The following is a 25,805-nucleotide window of genomic DNA, read 5'->3' as shown; positions in this document are numbered from 1 at the left end:
CTCTGTTTATGAACGTTTATTATGATAAAGATTGTGATCTATCAATCATCCAAGGTAAAAAAGTTGCCATTATTGGTTATGGTTCACAAGGTCATGCGCACGCGCTTAACCTACAAGAATCAGATGTCGATGTGACCGTCGGTCTACGTGCAGACTCAGGCTCATGGAAAAAAGCAGAAAACGCAGGCTTGAAAGTTGCTGAAGTTGCCGATGCGGTAAAAGCGGCTGACGTCGTCATGATTTTGACGCCTGATGAGTTCCAAAAAGAGCTATATCAAAACGAGATTGAACCAAACATCAAGCAGGGCGCAACTCTTGCCTTTGCTCATGGTTTTGCCATTCATTATAACCAAGTAGAGCCGCGTAGCGATCTTGACGTCATCATGGTTGCGCCAAAAGCACCAGGTCACACAGTACGTAATGAATTCGTAAAAGGTGGCGGCATCCCAGATCTTATCGCTATCTATCAAGATGCTTCTGGTCAAGCCAAACAATTAGCACTATCTTATGCTGCTGGTGTTGGTGGTGGACGTTCAGGTATCATCGAAACCACGTTTAAAGATGAAACTGAAACGGATCTATTTGGTGAGCAGGCAGTATTATGTGGCGGCGCAGTTGAGCTAGTAAAAATGGGCTTTGAAACGCTAACAGAAGCCGGTTATGCGCCAGAAATGGCTTACTTTGAGTGTTTACATGAGCTAAAGCTTATTGTTGATCTGATGTATGAAGGCGGTATCGCTGACATGAACTATTCAATCAGTAACAACGCTGAATATGGCGAATATGTAACTGGGCCTGAAGTTATCAATGAGCAATCACGTGAAGCGATGCGTAATGCGCTAAAACGCATTCAATCTGGTGAGTATGCGAAGATGTTTATCTCTGAAGGCGCAACGAACTATCCATCAATGACGGCTCGTCGTCGTAACAATGCTGAGCATCAAATCGAAATTACAGGTGCCAAGCTACGCGGTATGATGCCTTGGATCGGTGGTAACAAAATCATCGATAAAGACAAAAACTAATTTGATATCAAGTAATTAATAATTGATTAATAAATTAGTCTAAAAAAGCCCACGCTATCAATGATAGCGTGGGCTTTTTATTGATAGATATTTTTATATGCTTCGGTCTGTCATGGTTGAAAATCTATAACGTCTGCCTAATATAGGCAGACATTGTTATATTTATTAGTAGCGTATCCATTTAATTAGCGCTCTTATTATCGACTATCTTTGAGCTATCAATGCCAAGGATTCTCTCATGCTTCTTTTCTATAGATTACAGGTTGTCTGTTGTGCAAATATCTTATCCTGATTGGCTAACGCCGCAATTCGTATATATTACTCTTAGCGCTGTGGTCGCAGTTCTAATTTGGATAGAAGGGGAGATGCTCAAAAAAACCGATGGCAAACTACCCCAATCCAAGTTTTTTCAAATCAGCTCACTTCTAGATACCTCATGGTTTTTTGTTTCCGTTGTGATGTTATACGTGATTGATCTAACGCCGTTGGCGGTTGCTGTGCCTGCCGCTTATGGTATTTATACGACTTTTGGCTGGATATATGGCACGCGACTGTTGAAGCGTAAAGGCATTCCCGAATCTCCTAAAGATTTGGTAATACCCGCCAAATATATCGCCTATAGCCAGTCATTTTCGCTGATATTTTTTGCGTTATGTTTATTGGTATTAAGCTCACCATGGCTACCTATTCCTCAGTAATTTTCTTTGTTTGATTATAAAGTAGTGAGCTTTAGTCGTATGGTCTACTGCGTTAGATAATTTATCTATATTCAAAATATAAAGATGTATTGAATAAAAAATATCTTTTATATCAATAGATTATGTAGTCTTCAATCACTATTGTGATTTCTCAAAATGGATTTTAATAGGTTACAAAAATCATCAATATAAGCTGTTGCGCTTATGAAAAGCTGTTATAATCAGATTGTACTCGAAGGATTTTAGGTAAAAATGTTAAGGTATTTTCAAGATGGTTTAATTGTTTTGACCTTTGCATTCAGCAGAAAATTATTTGGGTACATATCAATTAATCGGTGATGACACACGTCTCGCCAACAGTTAAAGAGTTAGGAAAATTTATGTCAGATAAAGTTGAAGGCACTGTAAAGTGGTTTAATGAAGCTAAAGGTTTTGGTTTTATCGCTCAAGACAATGGCGGACAAGACGTATTCGCTCACTACAGCGCTATCCAAGGTGGTGGTTTCAAGACCCTAGCCGAAGGCCAAAAAGTGTCTTTCATCTTAGGTGATGGCAAAAAAGGCCCACAGGCTGAGCAAATCGAAGCTATCTAATCTGATTTGTTATTGAGTAAGCTGATTCTCAGCAAGCTTAATTACAGTAAGATTAATCAATAGTTATTGATACCTTTGTTTGTTAAAACAATAAAAATACTGTTTAGACTTTAAAAAAGAGCAACCTCTGATCAGGTTGCTTTTTTTATGACATTTTTTCTTGTGAGAATAACGAGATGTTGTTCTGGATTCCCTGCTCTTACTGTACGAAAATTTCGATCAATGCTTCAAAAAATTAATTTCAGCAGCACTTTGTCCTTTTAAAGTAAATTGCCTATATTGCTCAAGTATTCCCTATTTTTTAAAATACGATCAAAGAAATAAATAATAACAAAATGTTAAGTAGTCAAAGGGCTGTGAATGCTATAAAGATACATAGTATCAGCGAAAGAAAATTGCAAAATTGTGCGCTTATAACTATTTATTATAGAATAGTGACAAATTTATGACGCATTATTCACGGCGTTGTCTTGACCTTATGACTGTGCTCACGCAATATACATAGGTCTGATAATAACGGTTGGCTTAGCTTTAGCGGATTTTATGAATATGGGATATGATGCTGATACGCTTTTGGTATTGGATTTTTTTCTTCATTAACTATTTTTTGCTGATGCAGTAACAACTTTGAGTAGCATTTTTAACGACGATTTGAAGCACAATTTGAAAGACAGTTTAGAAGATATTTTGAAAGAAAATGAACCTTTGGTTCTTAACTGACAATTTTTTAATTCATAACATTAATAAACGAGGAACGTATGAAAGCATTAGTAGCGGTCAAGCGTGTCATTGATTACAACGTAAAAGTTCGTGTAAAAGCTGATAATTCTGGCGTAGATTTATCTAACACTAAAATGTCAATCAACCCTTTTGATGAAATTGCAGTAGAAGAAGCGGTTCGTCTAAAAGAAGCGGGTGTGATTGATGAAATTATTGTTGCGTCAATTGGTCCAAAAGAATCACAAGAGCAGATTCGTGCTGCTTTAGCATTAGGCGCTGATCGTGGTATCTTGGTATTGACTGATGACAAGCCTTATCCACTACAAATCGCTAAAATACTTAAAAATATCGCTGAATCTGAGTCAACTGATATTATCCTATTGGGTAAACAAGCAATTGATGATGATAATAACCAAACTGGTCAGATGCTAGCGGCATTGATGGGTATCGGTCAGGGTACGTTTGCTTCAGAAGTGAAAGTTGAAGGCGATAAAGTAAATGTGACGCGCGAAATCGATGGCGGCTCACAAACGGTTGCACTTGATTTGCCAGCGGTTATCACCACTGATTTGCGTTTGAATGAGCCACGTTATGCTAAATTGCCTAACATCATGAAAGCAAAGAAAAAGCAGCTTGATGAAAAGACGCCAGCTGATTTTGGTGTTGATATGGCTTCTAAGCAAGAAATTATCAAAGTCGTGCCACCTGCTGATCGTAAAGCGGGTATCAAGGTGGGTTCAGTTGACGAGTTGGTCGATAAGTTAAGAAATGAAGCAAAAGTAATTTAATATTTTGCTACGGCATATCTAGTACAACGTTATTACGTCTAAACCGTTTTGTATCAAAATTAGGCGTAAAGTTACTTTGTACACCAACAACCGCATGAATAGATGATACGAATAAATCAAGGATAAAAACAATGGCAATTTTGGTATATGCAGAACACGACAATGCCAGTCTAAAAAAGGCAACTTTAAATACTATCGCTGCTGCTAAGCAAATAGGCGGCGATATCCATGTATTGGTCGCTGGTAGTGGCAATCAAGCTGTCGCTGATGAAGCAGCAAAAGCGGAAGGCGTGAGCAAAGTACTGTTAGCAGACAATGCCGCTTATGAGCATCAATTAGCAGGCAACTTAGCATTATTGGTTGCGGACATTGCTGGTGACTATAGTCATATCATTGCGCCAGCCACAACTACTGGTAAGAATTTTCTACCACGTGTTGCAGCACTACTTGACGTCAGCATGCTATCAGAAATCTCTGCTGTGGTAGATGCACAAACATTTGAGCGTCCTATCTATGCTGGTAACGCAACAGCAACCGTTAAAACCTCAGAAGATAAAGTGGTATTAACCGTACGTACTACCGCCTTTGATCCAGTAGCAAGCGAAGGTGGTTTAGCTACTGTTGAAGCTATTGATAATGTTCAAGACCTTGGTAAAGCAAGCTTCGTAAATGAAGAGATGGCTAAATCTGACCGTCCTGAATTGACCTCAGCAAGTATCGTAGTTTCTGGTGGTCGTGCACTAGCAAATGGCGAAAACTTCACTAAGTACATTGAACCATTGGCTGATAAACTTGGCGCTGCTGTTGGTGCATCACGTGCTGCAGTTGATGCAGGATATGTACCAAACGATATGCAAGTCGGTCAAACGGGTAAAATCGTTGCACCAGATTTGTATATCGCAGTAGGTATTTCAGGCGCTATTCAGCATTTAGCGGGTATGAAAGATTCTAAAGTCATCGTTGCTATCAACAATGACCCAGAATCACCTATCGCTAGCGTTGCTGATTACTTCCTAGAAGCTGATTTGTTTACAGCTTTACCTGAGCTAACCAGTAAGATTTAATCGTTATTTAGTAAGTGATTAAATATAAAAAAACCCGCTATGAATAATAGCGGGTTTTTTTATATTTAACTTAAAAAGCGTATTTTTGATTCAGTTAAATAACATTAGGTATAATTTCTTTGACGTAAAGTCTCATATAAGCATAGCGAGCCTGCAATCGCTACATTGAGGCTTTCTTGTCCATTAGGCTGTGGTAGGGCGATAGGTGTAGCGCATTGCATCAGCTCATCACAAACACCTTGACCTTCATGTCCCATAATCCAAGCAATTGGTTTCTTTAGGTCATGTTGATAAATGACTGTATCAGTATGTGAGCTGGTTGCAAACAGCGGCGTTTGTACATGGTCTAAAATATCTTGCACACTTAAATCTTCATAAATAGTCAGCGCAAACTGTGCGCCCATGCCTGCTCGCAATGTCTTTGGCGACCAAGCTTGAGCGGTAGCACTAGTACAGAGTATGGTATTGATACCAACAGCTGCTGCGGTACGTAGCAGGGTGCCGACATTACCACTGTCTTGTACATCATTAAGAATCAGGCAATCATCATTAATCGTTGATAAGCTAGGCGCTGGTACCTTAATAATAGCCATGATATCAATGCCGGTACCTAAACTACGCATACTCTCATACACTGAATCTGACAAAATTAAAATCGGCGTATAGGTTGGCAGACGAGTTAAAACTTGCTGAACTTCAGGATGGTGATGCGCTGATTCAGCTAGCAATATTTGCACAAATGGATAGTCACTACGCAGGGCAGCATCGATGAGGTGGACGCCCTCAATGACTGTTTGACCTTGTTTTTTGCGTTGACGAGCTTGTGTCAACAAGCCCTTTACTAGCTTGACCGTCGTATTCTTATCTGAGGTAATAAGCTCAGTGGGATTTGCTACCATAGTGAATCGCTTAGAAAAAATGTAGAGTATGTGAACGATTCGTATAAAGCTGTTATTTATTTGACTCTATACGGCTCGTCCTCAAAGTGTGCTTAGCTGACTTATTTATCAGCATAATTTAAATGTAGCTCTTTAATATAATCGACTTCATTTTTGCTACCAAGTACCACAGGGATACGCTGATGGATATCGGTTGGCTCTATATCTAAAATGCGATTAACCGCATCAGTTGCAGCGCCACCAGCACGTTCAATCAAAAGGCTCATCGGATTGGCTTCATACATTAAGCGCAATTTACCTGCTTTATTAGCATACTTCGTATCAAATGGATAAGTGAAGAGACCACCGCGACATAAGATGCGATGCACGTCACCAACCATTGCTGCAACCCAGCGCATATTAAAATCGCGAGCACGTACACCTGTTTCGCCAGCGATGAGCTCATCGATATACTGTTGCATCGGCGCGCGCCAGTAGCGGTAATTTGACGCGTTGATGGCATATTCGCTGGTATCAGCATCGATTTGGATGTTTTCTTGTATCAGTACATACTCATTCGTGTCTGGGTCTAGGCTAAACATGACGACACTATCTGTGATGGTCAATGCTAGGACGGTAGAGGTGCCGTATAATAAGTAACCTGCTGCTAGCTGCTGATTACCAGCTTGTAAGAAATCACTATTTTCACTGACTTGACCTTGGCGCTGATACGGTAGAATGGAAAAAATAGTGCCAACTGCCATATTGATATCGATATTTGATGAGCCATCAAGGGGATCAAATAGCACCAATAAACTGCCATCAGCATTGGCAGGAGTAGCATCATCTAGCTCTTCGGAAGCAACACCCGCACAATATGCATTTTTTGCCAAAGCGTCTAACAATAAATCATTGGCCAGTACGTCTAATTTTTTTTGATCCTCACCTTGGACGTTTTGATTGCCAGCTTCACCTAAGATATCTGCTAAAGCACCTTTTCTAAGTAGCTGTGAAATAGTCTTACCAACGTCAGTAACGGTAGTAATGACGTCATTGAGGGCAAGATTGGTGGCATGAGTGTTTAAATAGTTTGCTAGGGTCGTCATAATGCTTCCTAATAAATGGTATTGATAAATGGGATTCAAAGTTAAAGAGCAAGTGAGTGCTTAAGAAATGTGGGAGTTAGTATTTAATACCCCTAAATCTGGCAAATTATTAAATAGCCTGTACGGCATCTTTGTCCTGACCATAAAATCAGCTACACTATATGTATTATTGTTTGTTGATGTTTTTGGTAAGCTTATTTTCGATCGTGGTTATTACAGCTTTATTTATATTGCTTAGCAGATGGCTAAGTCTATTTTATAGGGCTGGTGTCATTACGGTAAATTGTAGCAAATAAGCGTCAAAATGTCCTTGTATCTGTGCATATCAGCTATAAATGCTCGAACAAAAATGAATAAATGATTAATATAGACTCATATAAACTCAAAATAAAGACTTACCATTATGTCAAATTCTATCGATAGTAATTCACTACCTCCTATTGCAGCGACTGAGTCTGCAAAATTTGATTCTGACACCATTCATCATAAGCTTAATACCTCGTTAAGTCGTCCGCAGCTTAATAGCGATGGTAGTATTCGTCATTTTTTGGGTGTAGAGGGTCTTAATAAAGCACAGTTGCAGGCAATTATTGCAAAAGCTGAGACGTTTTTTGATGATAATGGGCAACTGATTAACCGTCCTGAGCTTGAAGGCTATACGGTAATGAATTTGTTTTTTGAGCCGTCAACTCGTACACGCACCACTTTTGAGGTAGCAGAAAAGCGTTTGGGTGCCAATGTACTGAATATCGATATTGAGCGCTCTAGCACCAAAAAAGGTGAAAGCTTGCGCGATACGCTGTGGAATTTGCAAGCGATGACGGCAGATATCTTTGTGGTACGGCATTCAGCATCAGGTGCTGCCCATTTTATGGCCACAGAAGTGACACCAGATATTGCTATTATTAATGGCGGTGATGGCTGGCACGCCCATCCGACGCAAGGTATGCTCGATATGTTGACCATTCACCGTGAGGCGCCGCGCCCCTTTGAAGAGCTGTCGGTCGCTATCGTTGGTGATATTAAGCATTCTCGGGTCGCACGCTCTGATATCAGTGCGCTGCAAACTTTAGGTGTTAAAGATATCCGTGTCTGCGCGCCTCGTACCTTATTGCCAAAAGGGATTGAGCGTTTTGGGGTGCAAGTTTATGAAAATATGAATGAATGCGTGACCGACTGTGATGTCATTATGGGATTAAGAATACAAAACGAGCGGATCGGCTCGCCGCTATTGGCATCATCGAGTGAGTATTATAAGCATTATGGTATTACCCCAGAGCGGTTAGCACTGGCCAAGCCTGATGCGCTAGTCATGCACCCAGGACCAATGAACCGCGGTGTTGAGATTGCCTCAAGCGTTGCTGATGGCGTGCAATCTGTGATTTTGAAGCAGGTTAATAATGGTATTGCTATTCGTATGGCGGTATTGGCATTGGCAATGGAAGGTCAACGCGCTCATCAAGCAGCTAGTAAATAATATCTGACCACGTTTTTTTATTCTTATTTATTTCATTTTATTGATACGGTAATAACGCTCATGTCCACTATGATAAACACTGATGCAACCATACTTGACCACCTTCCGCAAACTTTTCAAGATGCATTGCCAAGCGCAGTGACCGATAAGCTAGCTAGCCTAGGAACAGGGCGTGAAATGTGGTTGCTGCCACCATTGGTTGATTTGTGCGCCCGCTTACGTGAGCCAGGACAACAACAACATGGCACGTTGGAATCAGAAGGGCGAGCTGCCCGCGCCAATGGTTTTTTGCATGTGGTCATTCCACCTGATACCAATCCTATCTTAGAAAACGGCTCACTATTAAAAGGTTTACGTGAGCGTGCGCTTGATGATGGCGGCATTTACTTACATATTTTAGGTGCCTTGACCGCTGGGTTAGAGGGCGAACGTCCATCTAACATCGCTGGATTAAAAAAAGGTGGCTGTATTGCCGTCTCTAATGCTCGCCGACCTTTTCGCAATGATTTGGTACTACTACGTACACTCGAGTATGCCGCGACTTTTGGCATGAAAGTATTCTTTTATCCTGATGAGCCCAGTTTGTCTGGAGATGGGGTTGCGCACGAAGGCTACATCGCCTCCTATCATGGGCTGCAAGGTATTCCATGGATTGCTGAAACGGTCGCTTTATCTACCCAGTTATTAATGGTGGAAGAAACCGGTATTGCTGCTCACTTTAGTCAGTTATCGTGCAAGTCTTCAATCGAGCTGATGCGCTGGGCAAAAAATAAAAAACTGCCAGTGACTTGTGATGTGGCCATGCATCAGCTGTATTTAACCGATGATAATTTAGAAGGCTTTAATTCTATGGCCTATGTATTGCCGCCATTGCGTAGTAATACTGATCAAAAAGCGCTACTTCGCGGATTAAAAGACGGCACCATTGATGCGATTTGTAGTCATCATGAGCCATTGAACAGTACGGCTAAAAAAGCACCGTTTGAAGAAAGTACACCAGGTATCTCAAACTTTGATACTTTTATGGCGCTAGCTTGTCAGTTAGTTCGTGATGAGGTACTGACATTAGAGCAATTGGTCGATAAAATCTGTCTTAATCCTGCAAAAATCGCCGGTATTAGCGAGCAATATGAAAATATCGGTGGCGCTGTGTTGGTCGACCCTAATTTAGAGTGGCAAGTGACCGCGGAAACGATGCAATCTAGTGGTAAAAATACCCCTTTCTTTAATCAGCAGCTGCAAGGGCGCGTTGTGGAGACTTTCTTTGGTTAACTTGTCTGGTCAGGACGATAATCAGCGACATAAAAAGAGCGAGTCTAGCGAATCTATTAAAGCCGTTGCGATCTATGAGGTTGTTAAAGGTATCGGTGCGCTATTAGGGGCTATTGCATTATGGCAGTGGCATAAAGATATGGAGCAATGGTTGTCAACGGCCACCCACTCTTGGCGACAGTATTTTGGTCAATTGCTCGCCCCACAAGTTGATAGCGCGGTACAGATTGCACAGCAGGCCAGTAAAAACTGGACAGTGTTTCTATTAATAATATTTGCTTATGCCAGTCTGCGCTTTATTGAAGCGTATGGGCTATGGCAAGATAAGACTTGGGCATATTGGTTTGGCGTAGTTGGTTATGGAGTATTTATTCCCATTGAGCTTTATTACCTAATTGTCAGTCCATTCGACTGGTTTAAATTGGGTATTTTAGTTCTTAATATTATTATTGTTATTGTGGTTTATCGTAATATGAAACGCAAAGGCTTGATATAACATTGCTTTTCGATAAGAGTTTTTACTAAATAATGAATTTTTACTAAATAAGATTGCTTTGACGATAATAATAAAAGCCAGCATAAAGAGATTATCTTTAATGCTGGCTTTTTATTAGTTGAAATCACTGTGTATTTTTCGAATTAAAATACAATATTATCGTTTCTTTAAACGTCTAATGCTTTTTTATTAACAGGAGAAATAGTTTTGGCTACTTTGCCGACACTCAAACCTTGAATTAAGATAGAGAACACCACCACAGCGTAAGTTAATGCTAGTAAAACATCGCGCTCAGTTCCTGTAGGCAGCTGTAGTACTAACGCGACGGATATACCACCGCGCAGACCACCCCATGTTAATACTTTCCAAGCGCCTACTGGTAGATTAAGTTGGTGTCTAAAAGTTCTAGTGGTCATGCCTACCACGATCAGCCGAGCAAGTAGGGCGATGATAATAGTCAAGCCTGCGGCAATAAATAAATTACCAGAATAGGCAATTATCACTACTTCTAAACCAATTAAGACAAACAAAATCGCGTTTAAAATTTCATCAATTAATTCCCAAAATAGATCAATATAGTGACGCGTCTTATCACTCATCGCTAATTCTCGCCCGCGATTACCGACCATCAGCCCCATCATCACCATTGCCAAAGGTCCTGATAGATGCCAATGGCTGGCAAGTGCATAGCCACCTATCACGCCTGCAAGTGTTAATAACACTTCTTCTTGATAGCTATCGATACTTTTGAGCATGTAATATAAGACTGCCCCAAGTACCAAGCCAAAGATAATACCGCCACCAGCTTCAACTGCCAGTGTATGCGCCACATAATTGACAGTTGGAATATCACCGCTAGATAAAATCCCGAGTAGTATCACAAAAATAACGACGCCAATACCATCATTAAATAACGACTCACCAGCGATAACGGTTTCAATACTTTTGGGTGCGCCTGCTGATGCCAAAATGCCCATCACGGCAATGGGGTCGGTCGGTGATATCAATGCACCAAATAATAAACACCAAATAAATGGCAGACCGAACCCTAAAAGCGGTAGCATAAAATAAATGGCGGTGGCAATAAGCACTGCTGATATGACAGTGCCCAAACAAGCAAGGATACCAATGGGTAGCTTATAACGCTTTAAGTCACCAATATTGACATGTAAGGCACCGGCAAATAGCAACATCGAAAGCATGCCATCGAGTAGTACTTCGGTAAAATCAAGCTGGTTTAATAAGCTGATCTCATAATCAATTAGCTGATCAAAGCCTAAAAAGCCTAAAAATATCGCCCCAATAGATAATAATATAGAGATGACCATGACACCGATAGTCGTCGGTAAACCAATAAAGCGATGATTCACATAAGTCAGTAGGGCGGTGATAGATAAAAAGATAGCACTGATTTCAAGTATAGTCAGACTGGTTGCAGATGCCATAAAAAAAGTCTCAGATGAATATAAAAATGATTCTAACCCTAAAATCTGTAAGGGTTAGACAAAATGTTAGTTTTGTTGTTTGTCTGGTTTTTATGTTGTCTACGATTAATATTGATATGAATAACAAAAAATTCCTATAAATAATAAAATTTTATCTTGATTGCCTCTGTAGTGTTTTATTAATTTGCGCATCAAACTGACTAATATATTCAAAATGTTGATGCTTAGCATTATTACTATGAATAAATTGTCTCGCTTCATAAGACATTGCTTTGAGATCTGTTATTAACTCTTCATAACTCAGGTTTTCTTCTCCTGCGCGTTCAATCAGTGTGAGCTCATGTAATAGCGCTTGCTGCTGAGCGTTATTCACGCAAGCGTAATTAAGATCGGTCATAGCCTGACATAATGCCTTTAATACCATTAAATCAGCCGTCGCATAACGCCGTATCTCACCAAGAGAGGTATCGATAAAGGCAGCTATCGTAGGATTTTTAGTAACCACAGCCAATATTGCTACTCGCTGCTGATTGACTAGAATGTCAGATTTCTCTTGGTTATCTCTATCGCTGTCATTCTGGTCGTGAGGCGGTGTGTAAAAATGATAAGGGCTTGGAGGCTGACGTTGCAACATGACACTCAAGCACGTGGTCAATGATTGGACACAATTGACCGCCGTTTTTGGATCATTTATACCAGGAGATAACGCCCGCACTGCGACTTCAGTGATTTGCCCTAAACTATAAGCGATATCATTAGAGTGCACAGACTGGCGTTCAAGATGGATACAAGTATTGAGTCGCTGCCAAAATAGCCCATCTGGCGCGCGTGGAATAATAGCTAAGCCAGAGGTTTTGGTTTTTTGTAGGTGACTATCCTGATCGACAGGACACTGATAAAAATGACCGATGACATTCTTATCGGTAACAAATTGACCTAAGCTGGTATGTAGCTGTACTACACCGCCATAGTCTTGCGCCAAAGTGATCAGCGACTCTATATAAATTTGCTGTAGATAGCCTGAGCTTGGCGCGATGATAGCGGTCGCTGTCCAAGATTGGAAGTGCTCAACATCGTGATGCGTCACATCACGTTGATGCTGAATCTCACAGCTGTCCTTGTACCAGTAATGAATATTTCTAAGCGCCTCATTACTGGCACCGTGAATGACATGCGATGCCTGTATAGCATGTACCATATGCTGGACAAAATAAACCAATAATAAGGCACAAATGATGGCCATGATAATAGCAAAGGTTACCGATAATTGCGGTACACCAAAAGCCACATCATATTTATGAATAGATTTTAAAACCAATAAGCTGTAACTAAAGGTACCAATAAATGCGCCCAGTACGAACTGATTTGGCGTATCGGTCAGAAAGTTACGTAGCAGCCGTGGACCAAACTGCGATGAGGCCATCGATAAGACGGCAATAGTAATTGAAAAGGTCGTTCCTGCGACACCAAGTACTGCGCCTGCAATCGCGGTCATAATCGCGCGTGCGGCCTGATCGTCGCCAGTAAATGCAAAGCTGATCTCTCTGACTGTTTCACGATCAAAATGTTCATCAATGGTAACGAGTATGGGCGCAAGTAAGATGCCTACCAGCACACAAGCTGTTGGAATAAACCAATAAGAGCCAAGCAATTGCTGCCATAAGTTTTTTAGGCGCTCAGGTAAATTGGTTAGATTTTGTAGTGACCATAGCTGTAGGAACTGCCTAAGTCTGTGCTTAATTGCCGTTAGAATTTGTTTAAGCAAGCTGGTTTTGGGGTCTTTACTCAATGTTGTCAGCTCCAAAATTCATACTACTGTCTTACTTCGATGCCAATCAGAAAAATAATAATACTCTTGGCACAACAAAAGCGCTTAAAAGTAAATTACCTTATCATATAGAGTTACGCTATCAAAAATTTAATAAAAAAATAAGCCCCTATTAATAGGAGCTTGTTTTTAGCATAATAAAATTTTTAATAATGGAGGATTTTAATGATGGAAAGCTCTAATAGTAAATAATAGTATCAAACTCGAATTCTGAGTTAACACCGTTCATTTCTGATTACTGCCACTATTACCATCGTAAGCCGTCAAGCTTCCGCGTTATCTATTAACTGACCAAATTGTCAATCCAAGTACTTATCGCGGCGCTTACTTTTGCTAGCACTGACGGCTCTTCTGTACGGTCCATACTTACTGACCACGTTTGTATATTATCCGTCGTTACTGGTTGTTTTTGCAGACTATCTACGATTAACGGTAGATTGTTACCAGCTGTCGCTAAGATAAAGCTTGGGTTTTTGGTCAGCGTTGTCCACTTCTGGTTCCAACCGCCGTTACAGTTGTAAATAATCAAGCTTCCGCGGTTATCTACTAAATGACCAGTTCGTAAATCAAAGCATTTGTTGCCTTGTTTGATTTGGTCGGTACCGTTCATCTCCCAAACTTGCGCTGGTGAGTCCAAGCTACAAGCGCCCAAATTAACCCAAGAACCTTGTTCCGTCAAACACTGATCCAATGCCATTTTACTATGGATTTTACCCTTAAGATCGTAAACCCACTGTTCAGAGTCATCACCAGTACAGCCACTTGGTCCGCTAATAAAGCTATTTAACTTACCATTTTCTAGTTTTTCAACTTTTAGACAGTTGTTGCCGTTACGTATAGTAGCAACATTTCCTAAAGGTTTGTCATCTTGTAGCTCTAACCATTTCACAAACTGCTGAAATTCGCTGAGTGCTTCAGGATCTTTCTTAATTAAATCAGTACGATAGACATTGACCCAACGGTTTAAGCGGTACATGGTTTCTTGTTGCTGCTCATAACGCTCTAATGTTTCCAATGCTTGAGGGCTGAGCTCATCACGATACTCTTTATAAGAATCATATAATAATTTGCCATTGGTATTTAAAATAACCGTCGGATTTTCTGCTTGAGCAATGAGTTGCTGTTCTAAGCCCGGTAACTCTACCTTTCTTAGTGCCGTATAGCCATGTTCTTTACCAAAGGTAACCGCTGGTTTGATGGTATCGTCATATTGACGAATATCAATCGATGAGAGCTGTATTTGCGCTTCATTGGCCTTTTTACAGTACAAACCCACTTTTTTCGGATCTTCAGTAATCGCTAAATTGACATGGAATTTATTGGCGTTGCCATTCATCCGATTAGGGGACAAGGCAATATTATTAACCGTACTATTACTATAAGTGACGGTCAACCAGCAGCTTGCTACTTCTAGCGAGTTATTTGGTGTCGGTAAATTAAAGACATTACCCCAGTTACCGCGTGCCTCAGGATAGATAATGCCTTTTTGCTCGACAGGATCATAACCGCCTAGGATGGTGAAAACCGGCACACCTTGTAAGCGTGCTTTTAAGTAATTACCATCGGCACTGTTATACCAAACATTACCAGATCTCGGTACTTTAGGCTGGAACACTTCCATCTTTCTGAGTTCAGCATTCCATTTCTTATAGCCAGTCGGTGAATCAGCGTCAAATACCGCCCGATCAAATGCTGGCTGTATTTTTATCTTGGTACTATAACCAGTATAATGGGTATAGTCTGAATAAGCGCCACTCTGTGAGCCGCCAGACATTGCATCACGACCATAGCCATAAGTAGCTAAGAAAAGAGGTTTGCCACTGAGTCCATCACCTTCGACTTGTCGTGGCCAGTCTAAGTTACCGCGCATTTTGTTTCTAAAACCATTATAGCCCCAGCCGCTGTCGGCATGATGCTCGGCCCAGAAATAATCGCCGCCCGATGCACCAGGGTAATGACCTAAGCCATAATGATGGCCGATTTCATGACTAAACTCATTCCTGACCGAATCGATAATGGTCAGCATGCCATTACCACCACTTAAGCCGTGGTTATGTTCGCCATTGGCATATTTACCGCGGGCATGGTGCGCATTGACGTTTTGAGTCAGCTGTGGTTGCTCTTGGCTGTGTAGCGATGCGCTAGTCACACCCCAATTGGCTAAGTTTATGCCGACACCAAAGGTTGCTTTTGCGGTATTTTCACGCATATCACCATTATACATGCCACCGTCTGAGCTACTCACCGAATCATAAATGGTGCCATTGCCCACCATCACTCGATCAAGCTTCATGTCATCATATACAGCAACGGTCATTTGTGCCGCTGGAATGGTTTGGAAGTAGTCTGAACCGGCTCTTTCTGGGTCACGTAACATGTAGTGACCCCAAGATTGAGGCGGAGCAGTCAACATACCTAAACGGATATTGGTTAATACCAGCTCGCCAGGTGCAGCAAAGTCTATTTTATCTTCTAATAAATCACCGCTACGCTTCTTCTCATCCACAATGCGGATTTTAAGACCACCTTCTACCTCATTCCATTTGAGTTTGGTCGACCATGCGCGATTACTGTAAGAGACGCGAGGACGTTTGTCAGTATTGGTCTGATCAGTGGCTGGGATTTGAGTTGGTTCGGCTAGACTGACGCTCCGTAATAAAGCCCCATCCTTATAAATCTCTGCCACAAGCTTATCAATGTCACCCATCTCAAGAGTAGGCGTTACCAATAAAAGTGCTTCTTTTTCTGCGGTTAGGCGCGGCATGTTTTTTGCTTCATTGCCCTGCGGATCAACAGTATGATTCTGGCCAAACTGAATCATGGCTTGGAAAGTGCCGACTAAGTCTGGACGGATATCTCGAATCGCTCCTGCTCTGCCAGAGTGGTCAAAAAACCCTAATAAATAGGCATCAGTGATGTCTTTCTTTGGCTCTGGGTATTTGAGTTGTGTACTTGGCCCAATTGGTGTTGAAGGAATACTTGTTACCGGCGGCGTTACTGCTGGTGTAGTGCTTCCATCACCTTCACCACAAGCTGCAAGCAGAATAGCGATGATACCGATACTTAATGCTTTTACGGGAAATTTTATTGTTGTTTTCATTTAAAGCCCCTCATTAATATAATGAGGGGCAATATAACAGTTATGTTGGTATTATGTACGACATTTGTTTTTTATATAACAATAAGTTTTCTTTAGTGGTTGTCCTAGAAATTTTCAATTATAAGTTAATTAAAAAACCTTATTCATTCTTACTCTTATAGCATTCAATTAGATGTCGGATTGTCTGCTTCAGTAATAATATCGCCTCTATTGCCCGTTTTACTGGCATCTGCACGAGCTTTATCACTAATAGTATCTTTAGGAATGATAATTTCATTGTTACGCTCATCACATTCTATGTCGCTGTCCTTATCATAAGCGACAGGGTCAAAGCGTGGTATCTCATTGTTAATATCTGAATCTTCTTGAGATAAGCGACTAGAGGTAGCAGTGCTAGATTTCCTAAAGAGTTTGGCTTTATTGTTTTTAGAATTTTCGTCTTCATCATTAGCAGATTTTTTGCGCGGCTCACTGTGGGCAAAGATAGCATTTAGCGGCACATCCAATTGTTCTCGGGCATAAGCTTCCGTATTTTCAAAACGATTTACCAATAGGCTTAGCCAAGGTTTTTGGTCCTCGGGACTCATCTCGTCAAGCTCATCTTTAATGGGTAATGGATAAGGTAGCGTACGATAAAAATCCCATAACGTCATTTTACTCAAATCTTTTTTGAGCACATAATCATCCTCTTCTGTCATGGTGATTAAATTACTGTCTTGTAGATAATTGATATAGGTATACCACTTTGGTAGCTCTTTACGCCCCAATACATTACGCAGCGCTTGTTCGCTAACGGCTTCACCTTTTAAATGATGGGTATAAACTAAATTTAACATATCGAGCAAACTTAGGAGTGGATGGCGTGGGTAGACTTCTTCCGTCTCAAAAATAGTCAAGGTATAGCTAATCTCAACCCCTAATAGAATTAGATTCCATGACAGATATATCCACAATAAGAAAATTGGCAATGCAGCAAATGCGCCATAAATGGCTTCATAGCTGGTAAAGTTCGCCATCACTGTACCAAAAAGATGCTTCATCAGCTCGAAGACAATCGCCACAAAAATACCAGCAATTGCGGCATTTTTTACAGGTACACGTGCTTTTGGGATAAACCAATACATACTAATAAAACCAGCGATCGTTACTCCAACTGATACTATCTGCACCCAAAACGACCAATCGATACCATAGCCAGCAATTTGACGATTTAAGAGGCTCAGGCTTTGTACGGCACTAGAGGCGATAAATGCCGTACCCAATACTAGCGGTCCCAGCGTGACGATTGTCCAGTAGCGCAGCATGCTTTTCATGCCACCAGAGCGATTTTCTACCCGCCAGATTTGGTTAAAAGCGCGCTCAATAGTGGTCAAGGTCATAATGGTCGTAAAAAACAATACCATCGCCCCAATGATGGTTAGGTTTGATGATTTTTCAGCGAAGTTATTGATATATTTACTGACCTGCAAGCTCGATTGTGGCAGCAAGTTACTGTATATGACTTCGTAAATCTGTGCTCTGACAGAAGATAAGGCCGGTACTGAAGACAAAATCATCAATAGCACCGTTAAGATAGGCACAATCGACAATAAGGTCGTATAGGTCAATGATGCGGCTTTTTGCTGGCAGTTGTCTTCAAAAAAGTGCCGAGTTAAAAAGCGTAGGAACTGAAACCAACGTTGATGTAAAAAGGGTATTTTTTTTAGTAAGTTTTCCATAACGACCATTTAGCAGAAATAATAGAGTGCGAATAGTGTAACAAAAACGGCCTGTCTGAATCTGCGGGTTAATTGTGTCAAAATGCATAATAGCGTTTTGAGGTTTAATTATCTTTGAGGTTTAATTATCATAATGTCGCTGATGAAAATGTTAGACAAAGCAGTTATATCGCCTAATAGATTTAATGAGTGACTACGCCGAGTGTGAGGGTTTGTTTGCATGTCAGTGAATGACTCGGGCATAATGTACACATCTATTCATCATGCCAATCATTTTATAATAATTACGATTCGCTATATTACTGTTAACGATTTATAAGGAAGTTTTGCTAATGAGTCAGACCGCCTCTTATGTTTTGGTGCTCTATTATTCAAATTACGGTACGACTAAGACATTAGCATATGCTATCGCCCAGGGTATTGAAGAGGCGGGCATGACCGCGCGCATTCGCACGGTACCGACAGTAGCGCCTGAGACCACATCGAGTAAGCCTGCGATACCAGATGAAGGTGATCTGTATTGCACCATGGAAGATCTAAAAGATTGCATGGGTCTTGCGCTTGGTAGTCCAACGCACTTTGGTAATATGGCCGCGCCTATGAAGTATTTTTGGGATAATACCGTCACGCTATGGCTCGCTGGTAATCTACAAAATAAACCAGCAGCGGTATTTACTGCAACTGGTTCAATGCATGGCGGGCAGGAGACGACGTTGCTGACCATGATGATGCCATTGCTGCATCATGGCATGCTGATTGTGGGTGTGCCTTATGCAGAGCCAGCATTAAATCGTACCCATCGTGGTGGCTCGCCTTATGGGGCAAGTCATGTCAGCGGTGCGTCACATGATCAGCCTGTGTCCGCTGATGAACGTGAACTGGCTATTGCTCAAGGGCGCCGTTTAGCGATTAGTGCCAAAGCTTTAGCACAAGCAAACTGGCGCTAAGCGGTTTTATTGACAAGGAAACATAGCTCTCTAATGCCAAATACTTCTGATCGTTCCAATCAAACACTAGCTGTAAATACCGGCAAAACTATTAAACCTAGTAAGCCTATTACGCCCATCCGTCAGCGCTTGCTGGTGACTTGGCTGGTTTGGCTAACCTTTAGATTGCTTGCTTTGCCTATTTTGATCAATGTCTTTAATATCAGTAGCCCTGACATTGTCGGCGGTATCGCATGGCAAGCGCTATGGCTGGTACCGGCATTTATCTTAACACCGTCGATACTACGCGGACGTTCACCCTATGCGTTACTGATAGACAGTATGTTTACTTTAGTATATTTAGGGGCAAGTGGGGTCGTATTATTTACACGTGCTTACGGTAGTAGCTGGGCAGAAATCGCCGTCTATTTCATTGATTTTGTATTATTATTTGCGATTAACGTCTGGCTATTTATTTTATTAAAGCGCCTGCCTTCGATGAATAATGTCGTCAAGCAACCGCGCTAGCTGCTCGATTAATTCCATTTTTATCAGTTTAACCACAAAAAATCGGCGCTCTATTTGGAGCGCCGATTTTTTGTGGTGATATTATTTTTTAGAAATGTTTTTATTAATTAACCTTCGTTAATTCTAAGTCCATCTTTTTACCGTCGTTAATTTGGCTTACTTTTACGGGTAAGTAATCTAAGCTTGGTGCCAACCAAAAGCTGGTCGAGCGACTATTGTCATCATGGATACGGTCGACACGTACCGTATCAAAGGTACCCGCTGGAACTGTTATCTTGGTATTACCAGATTTTTTAAACGGTGTTTTTTCTATCTTATCGTGTTTTGCCATGTAGTAATTGCCAGAGAATTTACCATTTAATAAGTCTTGACGAATTTGCACCTCAAGACTTAAGTCATCAAAGGCTTGTTGAGCCATCGTCATGGTTGTCGACTTGCCTCTATAGTTACTCACGACTTTTTTGCTACTTGGGTTAAAGTCTAATTTGTGCGTACGACCGATACCCAGTAGTTTATAAGTAGTACTGGCTTGGGTTGGAATAACCGCGTTACCGTTAACAGTGAAGGTACTGTGTTGTGCAGCACTTGCCACACCAGCGACCCGTGCATTGACATCATATTTCCAAGTATTGCCTGATTTGTTCAATGTACGCGTGGCAGTACCTTTATATTTGTCTTCGACGGTAAAGCTATAGTTGGCGCTTGAAGGCTGAATATTCTTTGCGCTAGCAAGGGTAGGTGCGGTCATACTCAAAGCTCCGATAGCCGCTATGCTGGCTCCAGTGGTCAACATGGTTAAAAATTTAGACTTAGCATTTTTTTTGTCATTATAATTGGTTATTAATAGTTTTTTATTCATAGATGAAAAACTCATGGATATTCCTTAATAGATTGATATCAGATAGCTTAATAAGTCGATTCTATAATCAGGGTGATTCGATATTACTGCTAACTATTATTGGATTCACAATGCCTATAATGGTCATACTCTGTTACATTTTCAAGAGTAGAGATACATGCTGACGTTTGGCTCTTGTAGCCGATGTTACTATGATAGCTGCTGCTAGGACTATGAGTAACTTGCTGTAAACCTAGTAAGAATAGGCGAATAAAACAACGCTTGATTCTACTAAATATCGTAATCATTTAATGCTTTTATGGTAATCCACGGCTTTATATTAATGCTTTTATTTCAGAGCGCTTTAGCGATTCGCTATTACTTATCGATAAACGCTGCATTAATTAAAAAATTCTTGTAAATTTTTGGGCTTTACACTTGAAGCCCACTGTCCATGCCCCCACTTTTTGAAACAAGCTCAACGCTTATCCTTATTATGCTGTTTTTGAAAAATGACATTTGCAGATAGAGGTATTGAGACAATCAAACCAAATAAATTCTTAATTTAATTAACCAACTTATTGGAGACATATTGATGAATATTCGTCCTTTACATGATCGTATTGTTGTCCGCCGCATAGAAGAAGAAACAAAAACGGCTGGTGGTATCTTACTTCCTGGTTCTGCTCAAGAAAAGCCTTCACAAGGTGAAGTGCTAGCAACTGGTAACGGTCAGATTCGTGACAATGGTGAGACTCGCGCATTAGATGTAAAAGCTGGCGACAAAGTCTTGTTCGGTCAATATGCGGGTCAAACCGTGAAAGTTGACGGTGAAGAACTACTTATTATGAAAGAATCTGATGTATTGGGTGTGCTAGAAGGCTAGACCTTTTTGAGTATTTTTATACTCAGCACATTTTTAACAATTGTTTTTCACAATACCATATCAATTCATTCAACTGCATTCTCATACTTATAATAGTGGAGTAATTTAACATGGCAAAAGACGTAAAATTCGGCATTGATGCCCGTAAACAAATGATGGACGGCGTAAACGTTCTAGCAAACGCAGTACGCGTAACCTTAGGTCCTAAAGGTCGTAACGTGGTTATCGATAAATCATTTGGCGCGCCTACCATCACTAAAGATGGTGTTTCAGTTGCTAAAGAAATCGAGCTTGAAAACAAATTTGAAAACATGGGCGCTCAATTGGTTCGTGAAGTTGCTAGCCGTACCAACGATGTTGCTGGTGATGGTACGACGACGGCGACCGTATTGGCTCAATCAATCTTGCAAGAAGGCATGAAGTCAGTTGCCGCTGGCATGAACCCAATGGATCTAAAGCGCGGTATCGATAAAGCGGTTCGCGCGGCTGTTGAGCAAATCCATTTGCTATCAACCCCAGCTGACGATTCAAAAGCGATTGCTCAAGTTGGCTCTATCTCTGCTAACTCAGACACCAAAATTGGTGAATTGATTGCTGAAGCGATGGAAAAAGTCGGTAAGCAAGGCGTTATCACGGTTGAAGAAGGTTCAAGCTTTGAAGATACCTTAGAAGTTGTGGAAGGTATGCAGTTTGACCGTGGTTATATCAGCCCGTACTTTGCTAATAAACAAGACAGCTTAACTGCTGAGTTTGAAAACCCATATATTTTGCTAGTTGATAAAAAAATCAGCAATATCCGTGAAATCGTGCCACTACTTGAGCAAGTGATGCAACAAAGCAAGCCATTGCTAATCATTGCTGAAGACGTTGAAAACGAAGCATTGGCTACCTTAGTTGTGAACAACATGCGTGGCGGCTTAAAAACTTGTGCGGTAAAAGCACCAGGTTTTGGTGATCGTCGTAAAGCAATGCTAGAAGATATCGCAACCTTAACTGGCGGTACCGTTATCTCTGAAGAGATTGGTCTGAGTCTTGAGACTGCGACCCTTGAGCAATTGGGTACGGCTAAAAAAGTCACTATCGGTAAAGAAAACACCGTTATCGTTGATGGTGCTGGTAACTCTGCTGATATCGAAAACCGTGTTGAATCTATCAAACGTCAAGTTGAAGAATCAACGTCTGATTACGATAAAGAAAAGCTTCAAGAGCGTATGGCGAAACTGGCTGGCGGCGTTGCCGTTATCAAAGTTGGCGCTGCGACTGAAACTGAAATGAAAGAAAAGAAAGATCGCGTTGATGATGCATTACATGCCACTCGTGCAGCGGTTGAAGAAGGCGTTGTTCCTGGCGGTGGCGTTGCCCTAGTTCGTGCGATGAATGCATTGTCTGAGCTACGTGGTGATAACGACGACCAAAATGCTGGTATCAATATCTTACGTCGCGCAATGGAAGCACCATTACGTCAAATCGTTACCAACTCAGGCGAAGAAGCTTCAGTGGTAGTGAACGAAGTGAAAAGTGGTACTGGTAACTACGGTTACAACGCAGCTTCTGGCGAATACGGCGACATGCTAGAGATGGGTATCCTTGATCCAGCAAAAGTTGCACGTTCAGCACTGGAGAATGCGGCATCTGTTGCAGGCTTAATGCTAACGACCGAAGTCATGATTACTGATTTACCACAAGGTGATGATGGTATGTCTGGCATGGGCGGCGGTGGAATGGGCGGTATGGGTGGAATGGGCGGCATGATGTAATTTATACTTCTGCTACAAAGCGATTTCTCTTTGTCAGACGTGCTTAATGTACGATAAGTACTATTTTCGCACGTCTTCCTCGACAAATCGCTTTTCGCTAGAATTATGAATTTGTCATAACGTACCTCTTAAACCTAGTTTAAATAAAACCCCGATAGGCTAAGCTTATCGGGGTTTTTTAGTGTTCAATAAAGTGTTTAATGTTACTGACTCGCAGCATCCCGTCTAAATACCCATGTCTTATCATCAGACGCATCTTCACAATAATAATATCCCGCCAAATCAAACTGTTTTAGCTGCTCCGCATTGGTCAGTTTATTATTAGCGGAATATTTGACCATCAGCCCTCGTGCTTTTTTGGCATAAAAGCTAATCACTTTATATTGACCATTCTTTTCATCTTCAAATCTTGGTGTGATAATTTCCGCGTCTAGTGCTTTTTTCTTCACAGACTTAAAGTATTCATTTGAGGCTAGGTTAATCAATACTTTGTCATTACTATCTGCCATGCGTGCATTGATAGTATTAGTCACTTCTTCACCCCAAAATTCATATAAATTATCACCGCGCTCGTTTTTGAGTTTGGTGCCCATCTCTAGTCGATACGGTTGGATCAAATCGAGCGGCTTTAGGACGCCATATAAACCTGACAAAATACCCAAATGTTCATTAACATAAATAGCCGTGTCTTTATCCATCTGATACATATCAAGACCCGTATAAACATCACCGTCGAACAAATAGCCTGCAGGCTTAGCATTATCGTCTGTAAAGGGTTCGTTAGCACTCCAAGTCCAGTCTTGATTGCGTTTAGCGTTCAGCTGTGCCAAATCGTCAGAGATGCTCATAAGCTCCTGTAAATCAATCGGCTCTTTAGATTTTAATGTTTTCATCAGCGTTTGTGAGTGTTCAATCAGTTCAGGTTGACTATAGTAATTGCCTAAATTTACTGGTATAGCATTTGTCTCGTTTAAAGATTTGGCGGGAGAGAGTAAAAAATACATGATTATTCCTTATTATAGTGAAGTGATAAACACTCCATTAACGTGTCAAGCTTTCTTATTATACGATACCTACAGGTTTAACTTGACTTACTCGTAGCTGTTTTGTATTTTTAAGCATTATCATAGACATATGTCAAACATCGAAACAATCATAGTTGCCTCTGTACGCTAATGGCTGACTGACTTTGAGGCTTATACGGAAAAATAAAACTTTTTAATATAACAATAAAAGTTATGCAAGTGGTGTAAATGCCTAACTTTTTATTTTACTTGTGGGTCATCATTAGACAATGAAAGTTAACGGATGATATCTCTATAATAAAACGGCATGATGGCAAAGCAGCTATCATTTATTAAATTGATAATCTTTGGTCTTAAGTTCTAAACCAACAGCGACCAAAGGTTTTTTTGTCCCCTGTGCTTTTTAAATGTGCGTTGAGGGTATTAAGAGTAATCATTAGACGTAAGGAGACGGTATGAAGATCGGTGTCATTAGTGCAGATAGCGCAAGCGAGAGTCGGGTCGCGCTAACCCCAGACGCAGTAAAGAAATTACGCAAACTTGGGTTTGAAGTCATTATTCAGTCAGGTGCAGGTCAAGCATCTTATTATGCTGATGAATTGTATCAAGCGGCTGGAGCTGACATTGCCAACAGTAGCATTGACGTCGTCAGCCAGTCTCAAATTATTACCACCGTTAACGACTTGCCACCAGCGGTAACCGACCACTTAACGTCTGGTCAAATCGTCGTTGGCATGCTCGACCCGTATCGCAATACCCAACTGGACACTTATGCTGCCAAAGGGGCTACTGCCTTTGCCATGGAGCTGTTGCCACGCACCTTATCGCGTGCGCAGAATATGGACGTCTTGTCATCGCAAGCCAACCTTGCTGGTTATAAAGCCGTATTGCTGGCTGCCAATGAATACTCGCGTCCGTTTCCTATGTTTATGACCTCAGCGGGAACCGTTAAGCCTGCCAAAGTGGTTATATTGGGCGTTGGGGTTGCAGGTCTACAAGCGATTGCCACGGCTAAGCGCTTAGGCGCAGTCGTTGAAGCAAGCGATTTACGTCCGACCGCTCGTGAGCAAGTAGAGTCATTAGGTGGTAAGTGGCTTGATGTACCAATGAGTGCAGAGGAGGCTGAGACCGCTAAATCCACAGGCGGCTATGCCTGGACGCCATCAGAGCAATATGTCAAAGACCAAGCCGCAGTGGTGGATAAAGCCTTAAGCAATGCAGATATCGTCATCACCACCGCACAAATTCCTGGTCGTAACGCACCGCGCTTAGTCCATCAAGCAACCCTTGCCAAAATGAAAGCAGGTTCGGTGCTGATTGATATGGCTGCTGGCACCGGCGGCAACGTTGAAGGCAGTGTCCCTGATGAAACCGTTACCACTGCTAATGGCGTGCGTATCGTTGGTGCAGCAAATATCCCATCTATGCTAGCCGCGCAGTCCTCAGATTTATATGCCAATAACCTGGTCAATTTTATTACTACCTTAATTGCTCCTGCTGCGACAGACGCCGCTGCAGCAAACACACTGGCACTCAACTTAGACATGGAAGATGAGATTCAAGGGGCATTAGCCGTGACACATGCGAATCAAGTGCGTCTTGCTAAGCGCTAAATCTCAATTCCCAAGTCTCAAGTC

21 protein-coding genes are annotated in these 25,805 nt (G+C 41.3%); 13 read left to right on the top strand and 8 right to left on the bottom strand.

The features are described 5' to 3' along the window. Positions 1-8 precede the first annotated feature (8 nt). From ilvC to EPB74_RS09785, 5 genes are all read left to right on the top strand, one after another. A complete protein-coding gene (gene ilvC, locus EPB74_RS09805) occupies positions 9-1,025 on the top strand; it encodes a ketol-acid reductoisomerase (RefSeq protein WP_079691019.1) in 1,017 nt (338 codons plus the stop codon). A gap of 272 nt (positions 1,026-1,297) precedes the next feature. Then, positions 1,298-1,723: a hypothetical protein gene (locus tag EPB74_RS09800; RefSeq protein WP_274904013.1), complete on the top strand. Its 426-nt coding sequence runs from the start codon at positions 1,298-1,300 to the stop codon at positions 1,721-1,723. Positions 1,724-2,103: 380 nt separating this feature from the next. Beyond that, the gene (locus tag EPB74_RS09795) at positions 2,104-2,316 is read left to right on the top strand and encodes a cold-shock protein (RefSeq protein ID WP_010196799.1); all 213 of its coding nucleotides are present in this window, start codon (positions 2,104-2,106) and stop codon (positions 2,314-2,316) included. Between the two features lie 758 nt (positions 2,317-3,074). Beyond that, positions 3,075-3,824, top strand: coding sequence for an electron transfer flavoprotein subunit beta/FixA family protein (locus EPB74_RS09790; protein ID WP_089555925.1), 750 nt, complete (start codon positions 3,075-3,077; stop codon positions 3,822-3,824). 131 nt (positions 3,825-3,955) lie between these two features. Continuing rightward, the gene (locus EPB74_RS09785; RefSeq protein WP_274904012.1) at positions 3,956-4,888 is read left to right on the top strand and encodes an electron transfer flavoprotein subunit alpha/FixB family protein; all 933 of its coding nucleotides are present in this window, start codon (positions 3,956-3,958) and stop codon (positions 4,886-4,888) included. Positions 4,889-4,992: 104 nt separating this feature from the next. Here the strand turns inward: EPB74_RS09785 and EPB74_RS09780 are convergent, their stop codons facing one another. After that, the gene (locus tag EPB74_RS09780; protein ID WP_274904011.1) at positions 4,993-5,787 is read right to left on the bottom strand and encodes a TrmH family RNA methyltransferase; all 795 of its coding nucleotides are present in this window, start codon (positions 5,785-5,787) and stop codon (positions 4,993-4,995) included. 101 nt (positions 5,788-5,888) lie between these two features. Continuing rightward, positions 5,889-6,872 carry a class 1 fructose-bisphosphatase gene (locus EPB74_RS09775; protein ID WP_274904010.1) on the bottom strand — a complete coding sequence of 328 codons (984 nt, stop codon included), beginning with the start codon at positions 6,870-6,872 and terminating at the stop codon, positions 5,889-5,891. A gap of 403 nt (positions 6,873-7,275) precedes the next feature. On the opposite strand from EPB74_RS09775, the gene EPB74_RS09770 reads away from it, so the two are divergent. Genes EPB74_RS09770 through EPB74_RS09760 form a run of 3 tightly spaced genes read left to right on the top strand, consistent with a single transcriptional unit; the run spans position 7,276 to position 10,117 of the window. Beyond that, positions 7,276-8,349 carry an aspartate carbamoyltransferase catalytic subunit gene (locus EPB74_RS09770; RefSeq protein WP_079691025.1) on the top strand — a complete coding sequence of 358 codons (1,074 nt, stop codon included), beginning with the start codon at positions 7,276-7,278 and terminating at the stop codon, positions 8,347-8,349. A 60-nt stretch (positions 8,350-8,409) separates the two neighbouring features. Continuing rightward, positions 8,410-9,621: a dihydroorotase gene (locus EPB74_RS09765; RefSeq protein WP_446740039.1), complete on the top strand. Its 1,212-nt coding sequence runs from the start codon at positions 8,410-8,412 to the stop codon at positions 9,619-9,621. After that, positions 9,614-10,117: a DUF2127 domain-containing protein gene (locus tag EPB74_RS09760; protein ID WP_274904009.1), complete on the top strand. Its 504-nt coding sequence runs from the start codon at positions 9,614-9,616 to the stop codon at positions 10,115-10,117. The genes EPB74_RS09765 and EPB74_RS09760 overlap by 8 nt, the downstream gene beginning before the upstream one ends. Before the next feature lie 167 nt (positions 10,118-10,284). Here EPB74_RS09760 and EPB74_RS09755 read toward each other — a convergent pair whose 3' ends face one another. The 4 genes from EPB74_RS09755 to EPB74_RS09740 form a co-directional block, all read right to left on the bottom strand. Beyond that, a complete protein-coding gene (locus tag EPB74_RS09755; RefSeq protein ID WP_274904008.1) occupies positions 10,285-11,562 on the bottom strand; it encodes a cation:proton antiporter in 1,278 nt (425 codons plus the stop codon). 151 nt (positions 11,563-11,713) lie between these two features. Continuing rightward, on the bottom strand, positions 11,714-13,351 hold the full coding sequence (locus tag EPB74_RS09750) for a DUF2254 domain-containing protein (RefSeq protein ID WP_274904007.1): 1,638 nt from the start codon (positions 13,349-13,351) through the stop codon (positions 11,714-11,716). A 322-nt stretch (positions 13,352-13,673) separates the two neighbouring features. After that, positions 13,674-16,490 carry a M66 family metalloprotease gene (locus EPB74_RS09745; RefSeq protein ID WP_274904006.1) on the bottom strand — a complete coding sequence of 939 codons (2,817 nt, stop codon included), beginning with the start codon at positions 16,488-16,490 and terminating at the stop codon, positions 13,674-13,676. Positions 16,491-16,654: 164 nt separating this feature from the next. Beyond that, positions 16,655-18,208, bottom strand: a complete 1,554-nt coding sequence (locus EPB74_RS09740) for a YihY family inner membrane protein (RefSeq protein WP_274904005.1) — start codon at positions 18,206-18,208, stop codon at positions 16,655-16,657. A 332-nt stretch (positions 18,209-18,540) separates the two neighbouring features. Here EPB74_RS09740 and wrbA point away from each other — a divergent pair, with 332 nt between their 5' ends. Both wrbA and EPB74_RS09730 read left to right on the top strand, forming a co-directional pair. Next, positions 18,541-19,155, top strand: a complete 615-nt coding sequence (gene wrbA / locus EPB74_RS09735; RefSeq protein WP_274904004.1) for an NAD(P)H:quinone oxidoreductase — start codon at positions 18,541-18,543, stop codon at positions 19,153-19,155. Positions 19,156-19,188: 33 nt separating this feature from the next. Continuing rightward, positions 19,189-19,662: a hypothetical protein gene (locus EPB74_RS09730; protein WP_274904003.1), complete on the top strand. Its 474-nt coding sequence runs from the start codon at positions 19,189-19,191 to the stop codon at positions 19,660-19,662. A 103-nt stretch (positions 19,663-19,765) separates the two neighbouring features. Here the strand turns inward: EPB74_RS09730 and EPB74_RS09725 are convergent, their stop codons facing one another. Then, a complete protein-coding gene (locus EPB74_RS09725; protein WP_274904002.1) occupies positions 19,766-20,536 on the bottom strand; it encodes a DUF3108 domain-containing protein in 771 nt (256 codons plus the stop codon). Positions 20,537-21,092: 556 nt separating this feature from the next. Here EPB74_RS09725 and EPB74_RS09720 point away from each other — a divergent pair. Continuing rightward, on the top strand, positions 21,093-21,386 hold the full coding sequence (locus EPB74_RS09720) for a co-chaperone GroES (RefSeq protein ID WP_025652227.1): 294 nt from the start codon (positions 21,093-21,095) through the stop codon (positions 21,384-21,386). 110 nt (positions 21,387-21,496) lie between these two features. Next, complete coding sequence (gene groL / locus EPB74_RS09715) at positions 21,497-23,143, top strand: chaperonin GroEL (RefSeq protein ID WP_201546392.1); 1,647 nt, start codon at positions 21,497-21,499, stop codon at positions 23,141-23,143. 203 nt (positions 23,144-23,346) lie between these two features. Here the strand turns inward: groL and yaaA are convergent, their stop codons facing one another. Further along, positions 23,347-24,147, bottom strand: coding sequence for a peroxide stress protein YaaA (gene yaaA, locus EPB74_RS09710; protein ID WP_274904001.1), 801 nt, complete (start codon positions 24,145-24,147; stop codon positions 23,347-23,349). A 476-nt stretch (positions 24,148-24,623) separates the two neighbouring features. Between yaaA and EPB74_RS09705 the strand changes: the two genes are divergently transcribed. Continuing rightward, positions 24,624-25,781 carry an NAD(P) transhydrogenase subunit alpha gene (locus EPB74_RS09705; RefSeq protein ID WP_274904000.1) on the top strand — a complete coding sequence of 386 codons (1,158 nt, stop codon included), beginning with the start codon at positions 24,624-24,626 and terminating at the stop codon, positions 25,779-25,781. Positions 25,782-25,805: the final 24 nt, after the last annotated feature.

Source organism: Psychrobacter sp. DAB_AL62B, from assembly GCF_028895345.1.
GTDB lineage: Bacteria > Pseudomonadota > Gammaproteobacteria > Pseudomonadales > Moraxellaceae > Psychrobacter.
Note: the sequence above shows the minus strand (reverse complement) of the source record. Positions and strands in the feature narration are given on the sequence as shown.

What these genes read in the sequence shown, in the direction of transcription:
- ilvC (WP_079691019.1), top strand. Translation starts at nt 9, where the DNA reads ATGAACGTTTATTATGATAAAGATTGTGATCTATCAATCATCCAAGGT.
- wrbA (WP_274904004.1), top strand. Translation starts at nt 18,541, where the DNA reads ATGAGTCAGACCGCCTCTTATGTTTTGGTGCTCTATTATTCAAATTAC.
- EPB74_RS09705 (WP_274904000.1), top strand. Translation starts at nt 24,624, where the DNA reads ATGAAGATCGGTGTCATTAGTGCAGATAGCGCAAGCGAGAGTCGGGTC.
- EPB74_RS09775 (WP_274904010.1), bottom strand. Translation starts at nt 6,872, where the DNA reads ATGACGACCCTAGCAAACTATTTAAACACTCATGCCACCAATCTTGCC.
- EPB74_RS09725 (WP_274904002.1), bottom strand. Translation starts at nt 20,536, where the DNA reads ATGAGTTTTTCATCTATGAATAAAAAACTATTAATAACCAATTATAAT.
- EPB74_RS09745 (WP_274904006.1), bottom strand. Translation starts at nt 16,490, where the DNA reads ATGAAAACAACAATAAAATTTCCCGTAAAAGCATTAAGTATCGGTATC.
- EPB74_RS09765 (WP_446740039.1), top strand. Translation starts at nt 8,410, where the DNA reads ATGTCCACTATGATAAACACTGATGCAACCATACTTGACCACCTTCCG.
- EPB74_RS09740 (WP_274904005.1), bottom strand. Translation starts at nt 18,208, where the DNA reads ATGGAAAACTTACTAAAAAAAATACCCTTTTTACATCAACGTTGGTTT.
- EPB74_RS09770 (WP_079691025.1), top strand. Translation starts at nt 7,276, where the DNA reads ATGTCAAATTCTATCGATAGTAATTCACTACCTCCTATTGCAGCGACT.
- yaaA (WP_274904001.1), bottom strand. Translation starts at nt 24,147, where the DNA reads ATGTATTTTTTACTCTCTCCCGCCAAATCTTTAAACGAGACAAATGCT.
- EPB74_RS09730 (WP_274904003.1), top strand. Translation starts at nt 19,189, where the DNA reads ATGCCAAATACTTCTGATCGTTCCAATCAAACACTAGCTGTAAATACC.
- EPB74_RS09755 (WP_274904008.1), bottom strand. Translation starts at nt 11,562, where the DNA reads ATGGCATCTGCAACCAGTCTGACTATACTTGAAATCAGTGCTATCTTT.
- EPB74_RS09795 (WP_010196799.1), top strand. Translation starts at nt 2,104, where the DNA reads ATGTCAGATAAAGTTGAAGGCACTGTAAAGTGGTTTAATGAAGCTAAA.
- EPB74_RS09785 (WP_274904012.1), top strand. Translation starts at nt 3,956, where the DNA reads ATGGCAATTTTGGTATATGCAGAACACGACAATGCCAGTCTAAAAAAG.
- groL (WP_201546392.1), top strand. Translation starts at nt 21,497, where the DNA reads ATGGCAAAAGACGTAAAATTCGGCATTGATGCCCGTAAACAAATGATG.
- EPB74_RS09780 (WP_274904011.1), bottom strand. Translation starts at nt 5,787, where the DNA reads ATGGTAGCAAATCCCACTGAGCTTATTACCTCAGATAAGAATACGACG.
- EPB74_RS09790 (WP_089555925.1), top strand. Translation starts at nt 3,075, where the DNA reads ATGAAAGCATTAGTAGCGGTCAAGCGTGTCATTGATTACAACGTAAAA.